Here is a 13,603-nt window from a genome sequence, read left to right on the forward strand (position 1 = left end):
TGGCATAAAGTGAACAGGAGCACTTTAATGGCTTTTCAGGCAGACAAGATGGGCGGCAAAACTGTTACTTCTGCAGCGGTGCAGAAGGGCGTAACGCGCCGTTCCGGCCTGCTGTATTTGGGTGGTGGCGGACTTGTTGCTGCCAGTGTGCCGGCAGATGTTTGGGCTGCAAGTAAGCAGGCAACAGGGCATAAGCTGGCCGCTCCGGCCATTGTTGGCAAAGCACGGCCTGCTGCTCCGCTTGTAATGCTAGACCCTGGGCATGGCGGTAAAGACCCAGGCGCCATTGGGTATACCGGCACATATGAAAAGCATGTAGCAGAAGCTGCCGCGCAGGAATTGAGGCGGCAATTGTTGGCAACAGGCCGTTACCGCGTAGCCATGACGCGTGCCGGAGACCATTTTGTGCCGCTGGATGGCCGGGTGGAATTGGCGCAGCAGCACGGAGCTTCACTGTTTATTTCCATGCATGCCGATGCCCTGCACAGCCCACAGGTGCGCGGTGCAAGTGTTTATACCCATTCGCACGGAGCATCAGACAGCCAAACAGCAGATTTGGCCAAGACTGAAAACAGTGCAGACAGATATGGTGGGCCAATGGTGCACAGTGCATCGCCAGAGGTGCAGCAGATTCTTGCTAGTCTGGTAACAGAGGAAACCCGCAAAGGGTCAGCCCACATGGCGCAGGCTGTTGTGTCGGCTTTCAATTCTCGGGTGTTGCTGCTGCCGCATCCACATCGGCATGCGGCTTTTGCGGTGTTGAAATCTGCCCAAATCCCCTCTGTTCTGGTTGAAATGGGCTTTATGTCAAACCGGATGGATGAGGCCGCGTTGCGTCAGGCTGGCCACCGGGCCATGGTGGCCGGGGCCATGCGAGATGCCGTTAATCGTTATTTTGCATCAGCTGGGGTAGGGTTGGCAGGCTGAAGGCGCGCTTGCTTGCGGGCAAGACGGCGCTGCTTAAGGATCAGCAGGTGTTTGCGGAACCAATCCAGCATGCCAGATAGTGTAACAACTGTTACGCCAATGATTGTCCATTTATCCAACGGTTCATGGAACAACGTGTAACTAAACAGCACAGCCCAGACCATTTGGGTATATTGAGGCAACGCAACGCGGCTGGCAGGGGTAAGGGTAGCCGCCAACATAATAAGTAACTGACCGAGGGCGGCCAGAAACCCATAGCCAAACAGATTTCCCCAATCTGCAACCGTTTCGGGCCATGTAAAATTGGGAAGAGCCAGAAGGCCATCTCCCAGTAGCGGTCCGGCTAAGCTGGAGCCAAGAACGCCCAGTTTTGTCGTGCCTGTACCAGCTACCCGGTAAGCAATAACATTTACAGCACTGGCAATAGCGGCGGCTAATGCGCAAGCATGTCCAAAATGAAGTGGCCGCACAACGGGGCGCAGCACGATGAGAACACCGGCAAACCCGATTGCCACAGCAACCCAGCCCCAAGGGGACACTTTTTCCTTAAGAGCCACCACAGAAAGAATAGTGGCGATAAAGGGCATCAGGAACATCAGCGAGAGCGCTTCTGGCATGGACAGAAGCATGAAGGATTCTACGCTGGCAGCTGTGGCAACAAAGGTAGCCGCAGCCCGAATCCACCACATGCCCGGTTTTTGAATGGGCAGAATATTCAGCCACGATTGCCCGCGTGTTTTAACAAACGGAACCAGCAGCAGCCCAAAAACCCCACCAGAAAAGGCAACCTCAAATGGGTTGAGCCTGCCGGTCAGCAGTTTGGAGAAAGCATCGCTTATGGAAAAAGCTGCAAACCCCAATAAAGACAGCAGCAGGCCCTTGGTGGGCGGGCTAAGTTTCATGTGTTTTGCTCTGCCTAAAGGCGCGTAAGTGAAAAGAATAAAGAGGTGTCATAAACAGCCCGAAGGCTGAATTGAATACCCAATTCTTTATATTTACCATTTAGGGAGAAGAAAATATCATATAAGTTATATATGATATTTGGTGCCCAGAAGAAGACTCGAACTTCCACGACCTTGCGGCCACAGGTACCTGAAACCTGCGCGTCTACCAATTCCGCCATCTGGGCTCAAATGGCAACCAGGAGTGTTCCCGGCTGGTGATGAGCCGTTTACCCCGCTGTGATGGGGGCGTCAACAGGGAAAATGATTTTTCTGACAGATTTGTGTCATTTGTCTCTCTGGCGTGGGCGGAGGGAATGGCACACAGTGCACAAAATGCTTGGTAAACCTAGAAAACGAGGGTGACTTATGGGTGCGCGTAAAATTGCAACCGTATTGGGTGGTGGCGGGTTTGTAGGGCGTTATGTAGTGCAAAATCTGGCACGCGCTGGGTATGAGGTGCGCGTGGCCAGCCGCCGGCCAGATTTAACGGCACGTTTACGTGCGTTGGGGCGTGTAGGGCAGATTGCACCTTTTTATGCATCTGTTGTGGATGATGCTTCTGTGGCCTGTGCCGTGCAGGGTGCGGATGTGGTGATCAACCTTGTGACTGTTTTAACTTCCGTAAAGCAGCAAACGCTCCAAGCTGTTAATGTGGAAGGTGCAGGGCGGGTAGCCCGTATAGCTGCAGAAGCAAATGTGCCGGTGTTTGTGCAAATGTCCGCACTTGGTGCTTCGGAAACAGCTCTTTCAGATTACGGTAAAAGTCGCGCTGCGGGCGAAAAGATGGTGCGCCAATATCGGCCAGATGCGGTGATCATACGGCCTTCGGTTATTTTTGGGCCGGAAGATCATTTCTTTAATATGTTTGCGGGTCTTGCGCGGTATTTGCCGTGTTTACCGGTTTACGGTGCACATGCGCGCTTACAGCCCGTGTATGTGGGGGATGTGGCGCAGGCAATATTCATGGCAGCACAGTCTTCAGCCTTCGCGGGAAAGGAGTTTTTGTTGGGTGGCCCGCAGGAAATGACCATGCTGGATATTGCCCGTTTTGTGTTGCGTGTAACGCGGCGGCATAAGCCCATTTTTATTGTGCCGGCAACGCTGGCAAAATTGCAGGCTATGGTTTTGGAGCGGCTGCCGGGGCATTTTCTCACGCAGGATCAGCTACGGATGTTGGCGTCTGATAACGTTGTGCCGGCGGGCCAATCCGGTTTTGAGGCATTGAATATAGTGCCGCAAAGTGTTGGGGCTATTGTACCGTCTTACTTGGCACGGTTTAGGGACGGTGAAGCCCAAAAAGACATATCCGTTCCTGTATAATGGGTTGAAGATAAAAAGGTCCGGAAAGTTACCTTTTTATCTGACCGATTAGACGAATTTAGGTTTCATCATGATGAAAAATATAAAAAGGTAAGCATTGCTGTCTTTTTATATTTACACAGAACAAGCACGTTAGCCCCAGCAAAGTTTAGGGGCGGAGTCTGTCTGGCGCGCCCTTTCTCCGGGGATGCCACATGACGACCAAGATGCTTCAATTTGTCTCTGTGCCGCAAAAGCAGCCAGACAAGCGCGCGGCTACGGCGCGGCGGACAGATTTTGATGAAATTTATGAAGACTTCGCAACACCAGAAGCAGCCGAGCAGGCCAGCCGGTGTTCACAGTGCGGCGTGCCATTCTGTTCGGTTCATTGTCCGCTTGGCAACAATATTCCTGATTGGCTGATGCTGACAGCACAGGGGCGGTTGGAAGAAGCCTATGGCGTTTCCTCTGCTACCAATACGTTCCCAGAAATCTGTGGTCGTATTTGCCCGCAGGATCGGCTGTGTGAGGGCAACTGCGTTATCGAACCGGGTTTCGAAAGCGTGACCATTGGTGCGGTAGAACGCTACATTACCGATACTGCGTTTGAAAAAGGCTGGGTTAAACCCGTTAATCCGGTGCTGGAGCGTAGCCAGTCTGTTGCCATTATTGGTGCTGGCCCGGCTGGTTTGGCAGCGGCAGATCAACTGCGTGCGCAGGGTTATAAAGTGCATGTGTATGATCGGTATGATCGGGTAGGCGGTCTGCTGGTTTACGGTATTCCCGGCTTTAAGCTGGAAAAACACATTGTGGCGCGCCGCCATCAGTTGCTGGAAGAAGGCGGCGTGGTTTTCCATCTTGGCCAAGGCATTGGGGATGGTGAAGGCGAACTGTCTTTTGCAGATTTGCGTAGCCGCCATGATGCTGTTCTGATTGCAACTGGTGTTTACAAATCGCGCGAAATCGGTGGCCCCGGTGTTGGGCTGGCAGGTATTGAAAAGGCGCTGGACTACCTTACGGCGTCTAACCGGCGCTCCTTGGGCGATACTTTGCCGCCAGAAGCACAGGCATTGGATGCAGCGGGCAAAAACGTGGTGGTTCTGGGCGGTGGTGATACCGCAATGGACTGCGTGCGCACGGCTATTCGCCAAGGTGCAAAATCCGTGAAATGCCTGTATCGGCGCGATAAAGCCAACATGCCCGGTTCTGCCCGTGAAGTAAAAAATGCGGAAGAAGAAGGTGTGCAGTTTGAATGGCTGGCAGCCCCAGAAGCCTTTTTGGGTGATGGTCATGTTTCTGGCGTGCGTGCCGTGCGGATGAAGCTGGGCCTGCCAGATGCTACGGGCCGTCAGTCAGTTGAGCCGCTGGAAGGGTCTTCTTTCACGCTGGATGCCGATCTGGTTATCAAGGCTCTTGGGTTTGACCCGGAACCTCTGCCGCAACTGTGGGGGCAGAAGGATCTGGCCGTATCCCGTTGGGGGACGCTCAAGGTTGGGCAGAAAGATTTCATGACATCTCTGCCGGGCGTGTTTGCCGCGGGAGATATTGTGCGTGGGGCCAGTCTGGTTGTGTGGGCTATCCGTGATGGACGCGATGCAGCCGCTAGCATGCACGCATGGATTCAGGAAAATGTAACGGCTACCGCCAAGGCGGAGCAGGGCTAATGGATATGGAACAGTTTCCCAACACCGTTTCCGCTGAAAGTGGCGAGGAATTTCTGAAAGCGTGGGATGCCAACGTGGCCGCGCTGGATGGACTGTATGATCCCGCTGATGAGCGCGATTCCTGCGGTGTGGGCCTTGTGGCCGCACTGGACGGCAAGCGCCGGCGTGAGGTGGTTGAAGCTGGTATTGCCGCGCTGAAAGCGATTTGGCACCGCGGAGCTGTGGATGCAGATGGCAAGACAGGCGATGGCGCGGGTATTCATGTAGAAATTCCGCAGGAATTCTTTGCAGATGCCATTACCAGCACAGGTGATCGGCCGGATGAAAGCCGGATTGCGGTCGGGCAGGTGTTTCTGCCCAAAACCGATCTGGCTGCGCAGGAACAGTGCCGACAGATTATCGAAACCCAGATTCTGGCGTTTGGATACGGCATTTACGGTTGGCGGCAGGTGCCGATTGATACGTCCTGCATTGGTGAAAAAGCCAACGCAACGCGCCCGGAAATTGAGCAGATTCTTATCCGCAATCTTCCCAACAAAGGGGAAGAAGAGTTTGAGCGTGATCTGTATGTGATCCGCCGCCGGATAGAAAAAGCTGCCATTGCCGCGCAGGTTGATCTGTATATCTGCTCGCTGTCATGCCGCTCCGTTATCTATAAAGGCATGTTCCTTGCCGAGCATCTGACAGAGTTTTATCCAGATCTGCTGGATGAACGCTTTGTCAGCCGCTTTGCTATCTATCACCAGCGCTATTCCACCAACACCTTTCCCACATGGAAGCTGGCGCAGCCATTCCGCCGCCTTGCGCATAATGGTGAAATCAACACCATTTCTGGCAACATCAACTGGATGAAAAGCCATGAAACACGGCTTTCTCACCCAGATCTTGATCCGTGGATGGCAGATATCAAGCCGCTGGTGCAGGCTGGTGGGTCCGATACCGCAACGCTGGATAACGTTTACGAACTGCTGACTTTTGCAGGGCGTGATGCTCCGTTTGCCAAGGCGCTGATGATCCCGGCAAGTGTGGGAGGCAATTCCTCCATGAAGCCCGCACACCGTGACATGTTCACGTATTGCAACGCGGTCATGGAACCGTGGGATGGCCCCGCAGCACTGTGCGCTACAGATGGCCGCTGGGTTGTGGCTGGGTTGGATCGCTCTGGCCTGCGCCCACTGCGCTATACGGTCACAACTGATAACCTGCTGATTGTTGGTTCTGAAACCGGCATGGTGCGCGTGCCTGAAAACGCCATTGTCAGCCGTGGCCGCCTTGGGCCGGGTGAGATGATTGGCGTCGATCTTCAGGAAGCCAAGCTGTACGGTAATACCGAACTGCTTGATCTGCTGGCAGCACGGCAGGACTTTTCCAGCTGGATCAAACGCACCCAGAAAATTGGCCATATCGTCCGTTCGGATGTGACGGAGCCAGTTTATTATGAAGGCGAAGAACTGCGCCGCCGCCAGTTGGCTGTGGGCAGCACGTTGGAAGAACTGGAAGCCATTCTGCACCCGATGGTATCTACCGCCAGTGAAGCCATTGGCTCCATGGGGGATGATACGCCACTGGCCGTGCTTTCTCCGCGGTATCGTGGGTTGGCGCACTACTTCCGGCAGATGTTCAGCCAGGTTACCAACCCGCCCATCGATTCCCTGCGTGAATCCCGCGTGATGAGCCTGACAACGCGGTTGGGCAATCTGGGTAATATTCTGGATCAGTCTCCCGAACAGTGTGACATGCTCCAGTTGCCCAGCCCGGTGCTGACATCTGGTGAGTATGAAGGGCTGCGTAACTTTACGGGTACGTCTGGTTGCGTGATTGACTGCACATTCCCTGCTAAAGATGGGGAAGCAGGGCTGCGCGAAGCCATTGCCCGTATTCGCCGTGAAGCAGAAGAAGGCGTGCGTGGTGGATGCACCCACGTGTTTCTGACGGATGAAGATCAGTCAGCTGAGCGTGCATCTATCCCCATGATTTTGGCAACAGGTGCTGTGCATACGCATCTGGTGCGCACATCCTTGCGTACATTCACGTCTTTGAACGTGCGCACAGCTACGGCGCTGGACGTGCACGCCATTGCAGTGACAATTGGCGTAGGTGCCACCACGGTTAACCCCTATCTGGCGCAGGAAAGCATTGCAGACCGGCATCGCCGTGGCCTGTTTGGGCAGATGAGCCTGCGTGAGTGCATGGAACGCTACCGTAAGGCGGTGGATAAAGGCCTGCTCAAGATTATGTCCAAGATGGGTATTTCCATCGTGGCGTCTTACCGTGGCGGCTGTAATTTTGAGGCTGTTGGCCTTTCCCGCGCGCTTACGGCAGAGTTCTTCCCGGGTATGCCTTCACGTATTTCCGGTATTGGGCTTTCCGGTATTGCACGCAATGTGCTGCAACTGCACGAACACGCATGGGCTGCAACAAATACGCTCACCTTGCCTGTCGGTGGTCTTTACAAGCTGCGCCGGAGTGGGGAGCAGCACGCCTTTGATGGCGGCCTTATCCATATGCTGCAAACAGCAGTGGCCACAGGCAGCTTCACCATCTACCAGCGCTATGCAGATGCCGTGCATGCTCAGCCACCTGTAGCCCTGCGTGATCTGTTGGACTTCCGTGATGGGCGCACGCCTATTCCGGTGGAAGAAGTGGAAAGCATTACGCAGCTGCGTAAACGCCTGATTTCCCCGGCAATTTCCTTGGGGGCGCTCAGCCCGGAAGCGCATGAAACGCTTTCCATCGCCATGAACCGCATTGGCGCAAAGTCCGATTCTGGTGAGGGTGGGGAAGATCCGGCACGCGCCAAGCCACGCCCGAATGGGGATAACGCATCCTCCGCTATCAAGCAGGTGGCATCTGGCCGGTTTGGTGTTACGGCACAGTATCTGAACGATTGCCGTGAGCTGGAAATTAAGGTGGCACAGGGTGCCAAACCGGGTGAAGGTGGGCAGCTTCCGGGCTTTAAGGTTACGGAGCTGATTGCCAAGTTGCGCCATGCAACCCCGGGTGTGACGCTGATTTCCCCGCCGCCGCATCATGATATCTATTCGATCGAAGATCTGGCCCAGCTGATTTACGATCTGAAGCAGATTAACCCGGAAGCAACGGTTACCGTTAAACTGGTGGCACGTTCCGGCATTGGCACCATTGCAGCCGGTGTGGCCAAGGCAAAAGCTGATGCCATTCTTATTTCCGGCCATTGCGGTGGCACGGGCGCAAGCCCGCTCAGCTCCATTAAATATGCGGGCCTGCCGTGGGAGCTTGGGCTGGCAGAAACGCATCAGGTGCTTATGCTGAACCGCCTGCGCCACCGTGTGCGTTTGCGGGCCGATGGTGGCATCAAAACCGGGCGTGATGTGGTGATAGCCGCTATGCTTGGGGCCGAGGAATTTGGTATTGGCACAGCCAGCCTTGTGGCCATGGGCTGCATTATGGTGCGCCAGTGCCATTCCAACACCTGCCCGGTAGGCGTGTGTTCGCAGGACCCCAAAATGCGTGCCAAGTTTGAAGGTACGCCCGAAAAGGTCATCAACCTGTTCTCCTTCATTGCAGAGGACGTGCGGAATATTCTGGCTTCGCTGGGCTTCCGCTCTCTGGATGAAATTATCGGGCGTACGGATCTGCTGCGGCAGGTTTCCCGCGGGGATGATTATCTGGATGATCTGGATCTGAACTCCCTGCTGTCTCAGGCAGATCCGGGGCCGTTTGCCCGCTACTGCACGCTGGATGGCCGGAACGAAGTGCCGGATACGCTGGATGCGCAGATGATTGGTGATGCCAAGCCGCTGTTCGACCACGGTGAGAAAATGCAGCTGCACTACAATGTGCAGAACACCCAGCGCGCCATTGGCACGCGCATTTCCTCTCTGATCGTGCGTCAGTTTGGCATGAAAACACTGGCGCCGGGGCATCTTACAGTGCGTCTGCGTGGGTCTGCTGGTCAGTCTCTGGGGGCGTTTGCCGTGCAGGGGCTCAAGCTGGAAGTGCTGGGTGATGCCAACGATTACGTGGGTAAGGGTCTTTCTGGCGCAACCATTACGGTGCGTCCTTCTCCGTCCTCCACGTTGGTGTCCAACAAGAACGCCATTATCGGCAACACGGTTCTGTATGGGGCCACTGCGGGTGAACTGTATGCCGCAGGGCAGGCGGGTGAACGCTTTGCCGTGCGTAACTCTGGCGCAACCGCAGTTGTAGAAGGCTGTGGTTCCAACGGGTGTGAATACATGACCGGCGGCACCGTGGTGGTGCTGGATGATGTGGGTGATAACTTTGGCGCAGGCTTTACCGGCGGCATGGCCTTTGTGCTGGATAAGGACAATGTGTTCGACAGCCGGGTAAACCCCGAATCCTTGCTGTGGGTGCGCGTCACTGAACCCAAATGGGAGCAGATGCTGCGTGGGCTTGTTGAGCGGCATGTGGAAGAAACAGGTTCTGCTTATGCCAGCATGTTGCTGCATAAATGGGATGAGGTTCTGCCGCACTTCTGGCACGTTGTTCCCAAGGATTACGCCCGTATTATCGGCTTTACAGTGCCGGAACAGCAGTTGGAAAAAACAGCCTGAACCATAAGGCTGAATGTAAGCTGACATAAGCAGATGGGCGGAGGGGCAACCTTCTGCCCATTTGTTTTTCATGTCTGTTGTGCATGTGAACCGCGCTTGTGTTCACGGCCTCTCGCTTCCAGCAGAAATGCACTGTAAAGTGTTCAATATGGAACACACAGCGCATTCCCTCCGTTCACATCCGCTTCCGGTTTTTGCAACACAAGCCGGTACTGTTGCCAACACACCTGCAGGGCAGGGGGCGGCCTCTCTTCCGCGTTGGGATCTTTCAGCCCTTTACGCGGGGATGGATGATCCGAAGCTGCATGCTGATTTGGCTGAAGCAGAAAAAAAGGCACAGGATTTTGCCAAGCAGTATCAGGGCAAAATCAGCGGCCTTTCTGGCAAGGAACTGGCAGACGCCATTGCAACCTTTGAAGTTATTGAGGAAATGCTGGGCAAGGCGGGCTCTTACGCCTCCCTGCTGTTTGCAGCCGATTCTTCCGATGCTTCCATTAGCCAGTTCAATCAGTCTATCAATGAACGGCTGACGGCTATCTCCACCCATCTGCTGTTTTTCACGCTGGAACTAAACCGGCTGGAAGAAGCTGATCTTCAGGAAAAGCTGAAAGACCCAGCACTGGCGCATTGGCAGCCTTACCTGCGTGATATCCGCATGTATCGCCCGCATCAGCTTTCGGATGATGTGGAAAAGGTTCTGCTGGAAAAATCCGTAACTGGTGGGCAGGCATGGTGCCGCCTGTTTGATGAAACCATTGCGGCCCTGCGCGTCACACTGGATGGGCAGGAAATTACGGTAGGGGATGCGCTTAACCGTTTGTCTGATACAAATCGGGCCACGCGAGAACAGGCAGGCAAAGCCGTAGGCAGCGTGTTTGAAAAAAATGTCCGCCTGTTTGCGCTCATCACCAATACGCTGGCCAAGGATAAATCCATTTCGGATAATCTGCGGCATTTTGCGCGGCCAACCTCATCGCGCAATCTTTCCAACATGGTGGAAGATGAGGTGGTGGATGCGCTTGTTTCTGCCGTGCGGGCTGATTATCCGCGTCTTTCCCACCGCTATTATGCTCTAAAAGCCAAGTGGATGGGGCTGGACAAGCTGGAGCACTGGGACCGTAACGCCCCGCTGCCCGGTAATGATGACAAGCTGATTCCGTGGTCTGAAGCCAAGAATATTGTGCAAAAGGCGTATGATGGTTTTGACCCGCGCATGGGCAAGGTCATCAACACTTTCCTGACCAACCCGTGGATTGATGTGCCGCCAGCACCGGGCAAATCTCCCGGCGCTTTTGCGCATCCTACCGTGCCTTCAGCACACCCTTACATCCTGCTGAACTATCATGGCCGTATCCGGGATGTCATGACACTGGCGCATGAGTTAGGCCACGGTGTGCATCAGGTTCTGGCGGCAAAGCAGGGCTACTTCATGTCCGACACGCCGCTGACGCTGGCTGAAACGGCCAGTGTGTTCGGCGAGATGCTAACATTCCAGTCTCTTCTGGATGCAGAAAAAGACCCGCAGCGCCGCCGTCTGCTGCTGGCCGCCAAGGTTGAGGATATGCTCAACACCGTGGTGCGCCAGATTGCGTTTTATGAATTTGAAACCCGCGTGCACGATGCCCGTAAAAAAGGTGAGCTGCTGCCTGAACAGATTGGCGCTATCTGGCGCAATGTGCAGACAGAAAGCCTCGGCCCGGCCTTTAACTTTACGCCGGAATACGATGTATTCTGGGCTTATATTCCGCACTTCATCCATTCTCCGTTCTATGTATATGCCTATGCATTCGGAGATTGCCTGGTGAACGCGCTGTATCAGGTGTTTAGTGAAGGCGCACCGGGTTTTCAGGATAAATACATTGCCATGCTGGAAGCAGGCGGCACCCTCCGCCACAAGGAACTGCTGGCCCCCTTCGGGCTGGATGCATCCGATCCGGGCTTCTGGCGCAAGGGGCTGGATGTAATTTCCGGCTTTATTGACCAGTTGGAGCAGGGCTGATTATGGCGCGAGATATGGATAATACCGGCGTTTTTGGTGAACTGCGCCGTATGGTGCAAACAACCGGAACCGTTGGTGGCATTGCAGCCCGGCTTGCAGGCAATAAAATAGGCCTGCGTTCTGGCGGGGCTTCTCACGCTGAAGATCTTAAATCCATGCTGGGTGGGCTAAAAGGCCCGCTGATGAAGGCAGCACAGCTTCTGGCCACTATTCCCGGTGCATTGCCCGATGAATATGCCGATGAGTTGGCGCAGCTTCAGTCTAACGCCCCACCAATGGGGTGGAGCTTCGTGCGCCGCCGCATGACGGCTGAACTTGGCCCGGGTTGGGAAAAGAACTTCCGTTCCTTCGGGCGGGAAGCTGCTGCGGCAGCCAGCCTTGGGCAGGTGCATCAGGCTGTGCTGGCCGATGGCCGCCGCGTAGCCTGCAAGTTGCAGTACCCGGATATGAAGGCGGCAGTTGAGGCCGATCTGCGTCAGTTCCGCATGGCTATTGGGGTTTACCACAAGCTGGATAACGCCATCCGGCAGGATGATGTGGTGGAGGAACTTTCTGAACGGCTGCGGGAAGAGCTGGATTACCGGCATGAGGCCGCTAATATGCGCCTCTATCACTCCGTGCTGGCAGATTGCCCGGAAGTTACGGTGCCCCTGCCAATAGATGAACTCTGCACGCAGCGGCTGCTGACAATGGAATGGGTGCAGGGGCAAAACCTCAATGCAGCCATCAAGGCCGGTCTGACAGAGGAGCAGAAAAAACGCATTGCGCGTGCGCTGTTCCGGGCTTGGTATGTGCCACTCTATCAGTATGGCGTGGTGCATGGAGACCCGCATATGGGTAACTTCACCATGCGGGAAGATGCCGGCCTGAACTTGCTGGATTTTGGGGCTATCCGTATTTTCCAGCCTTCGTTCATCAAAGGGAATATAGATCTCTATTACGCGCTCCGTAACAAGGATATGGACATGGCCGCGCATGCTTATGAAGCATGGGGCTTCCGTGACCTGACGCGTGAGAAAGTGGCTGTTCTGAACGAATGGGCGGGGCTGTTGTACGCCCCGCTGATGGTGGATGAAGAACGCTATATTCAGGATGACAATAACCCGGCCCTTGGGCGGGAAATTCTGTCCAAGGTGCACGAGGGACTGCAAAAAGCAGGAGGTGTGCGCCTGCCGCGTGAATTTGTGCTGGTTGATCGTTCAGCCCTTGGGCTGGGGTCTGTATTCATGCGGCTGAAGGTCAAGATGAACTGGTATCAGCTGTTCCATGAAATCGTGCAGGATTTTGATGAGCAAGCTTTGGCACAGCGCCAGCAGGCAGCCGTCAAGGCCGCACATTTTCCATCAGAAACGCAGTCTGCTTCCCGATAAAAGATATTTTGGCTGGGGGTGATAAAGCCCCCAGCCAAGTGCTGCCTCTTAATATCAGTAAGCCTGATACGCTGCGCGTTTCAGATGGACCTGATTATATTCAAGCTGGTCTTTGGTTAGCTGGAAGCCAATTTCAAACCGATAATCTGAATCCACATTTTTGGGTGGAATAGGCAGATCTACCGTGATCACCTTTGTGTCGTCTTCAAAGGTAGAGAGGTTGGCCGGGAAGGACACGGTGTGGTGGAACACATGCTTGTTCACAATCCTGTCTCCGTGCAGCACGGCAATAAACCACGGCAGTGTAAGTGTATTGGCTGTTGCGGCCGGGCCGCGTTCAATCACAAAGCGTAGCACGATTCGGGTTTTCAGGTCCTTGGGGCCTGCGGCAAGGCAATCACCCTGTAATTGCAGGATGCTGGCGCGGGCCACCATGTTTTTAAAGCCCGTCTGCTTACCTTGGTAGAGGTAGTAATCCGCCGCTTCAGAGGGAATATGCGTAATGGGGCAGGTGGGCGCAAAATCCATGGATTTGCTTTCACCATCACCGCAGCCGCCAAGGGTGGCCAGCAGCCCAAGTGCTGCCAGACCCGGGGCGGCAATACGGGGGAACAGGCTGCGCCGTTGGTTGTGATTAGGGAACATGTATGGATCCGGCATTATCGGTTAAAACGGGTTGAACACAGCAGATAGCAGCCATCACACCCACATAGGTATGTTTTTCAAGGCTTTGATGCCGTAAAACGGGTTGCATCCCATGCGTCCTTTGCGTAGGCCACAACTTCCGTCACCTTTATGGGTTTCGGGCATAGCCTGTTTTCAATATGCTTCTTCATAGCCAGTT

At 54.7% G+C, this 13,603-nt stretch carries 8 protein-coding genes and 1 tRNA gene; 6 read left to right on the top strand and 3 right to left on the bottom strand.

Going from position 1 to position 13,603, the window contains the following annotated elements:
* The first annotated feature begins 27 nt into the window (after positions 1-27).
* The gene (locus QQM41_RS09070; protein ID WP_339076925.1) at positions 28-927 is read left to right on the top strand and encodes an N-acetylmuramoyl-L-alanine amidase; all 900 of its coding nucleotides are present in this window, start codon (positions 28-30) and stop codon (positions 925-927) included.
* On the opposite strand, the gene QQM41_RS09075 is transcribed toward QQM41_RS09070, so the two are convergent.
* Together QQM41_RS09075 and QQM41_RS09080 are read right to left on the bottom strand one after the other, a co-directional pair.
* Complete coding sequence (locus QQM41_RS09075) at positions 891-1,829, bottom strand: DMT family transporter (protein ID WP_339076926.1); 939 nt, start codon at positions 1,827-1,829, stop codon at positions 891-893. The genes QQM41_RS09070 and QQM41_RS09075 overlap by 37 nt on opposite strands.
* A 140-nt stretch (positions 1,830-1,969) precedes the next feature.
* A tRNA-Leu gene (locus tag QQM41_RS09080) sits at positions 1,970-2,056 on the bottom strand.
* Between the two features lie 181 nt (positions 2,057-2,237).
* Between QQM41_RS09080 and QQM41_RS09085 the strand changes: the two genes are divergently transcribed.
* From QQM41_RS09085 to QQM41_RS09105, 5 genes are all read left to right on the top strand, one after another.
* Positions 2,238-3,191, top strand: coding sequence for a complex I NDUFA9 subunit family protein (locus tag QQM41_RS09085; RefSeq protein WP_339076927.1), 954 nt, complete (start codon positions 2,238-2,240; stop codon positions 3,189-3,191).
* A 194-nt stretch (positions 3,192-3,385) separates the two neighbouring features.
* Positions 3,386-4,834 (top strand): NAD(P)-dependent oxidoreductase, encoded by a 1,449-nt coding sequence (locus tag QQM41_RS09090; protein WP_339076928.1) that lies wholly within the window; start codon positions 3,386-3,388, stop codon positions 4,832-4,834.
* Positions 4,834-9,390 (top strand): glutamate synthase large subunit, encoded by a 4,557-nt coding sequence (gltB, locus tag QQM41_RS09095; protein WP_210350229.1) that lies wholly within the window; start codon positions 4,834-4,836, stop codon positions 9,388-9,390. The genes QQM41_RS09090 and gltB overlap by 1 nt, the downstream gene beginning before the upstream one ends.
* 61 nt (positions 9,391-9,451) lie before the next feature.
* A complete protein-coding gene (locus QQM41_RS09100) occupies positions 9,452-11,389 on the top strand; it encodes a M3 family oligoendopeptidase (protein ID WP_339076929.1) in 1,938 nt (645 codons plus the stop codon).
* A 2-nt stretch (positions 11,390-11,391) separates the two neighbouring features.
* Entirely contained in the window at positions 11,392-12,759 is a 1,368-nt protein-coding gene (locus QQM41_RS09105) for an AarF/ABC1/UbiB kinase family protein (RefSeq protein ID WP_339076930.1), read from the top strand.
* 54 nt (positions 12,760-12,813) lie between these two features.
* Here QQM41_RS09105 and QQM41_RS09110 read toward each other — a convergent pair whose 3' ends face one another.
* Complete coding sequence (locus tag QQM41_RS09110; RefSeq protein ID WP_196332574.1) at positions 12,814-13,419, bottom strand: hypothetical protein; 606 nt, start codon at positions 13,417-13,419, stop codon at positions 12,814-12,816.
* Positions 13,420-13,603 lie beyond the last annotated feature (184 nt).

This window comes from Acetobacter sp. AC2005 (genome assembly GCF_037901235.1).
In the GTDB taxonomy this organism is placed as follows: Bacteria; Pseudomonadota; Alphaproteobacteria; order Acetobacterales; family Acetobacteraceae; genus Acetobacter; species Acetobacter oryzoeni.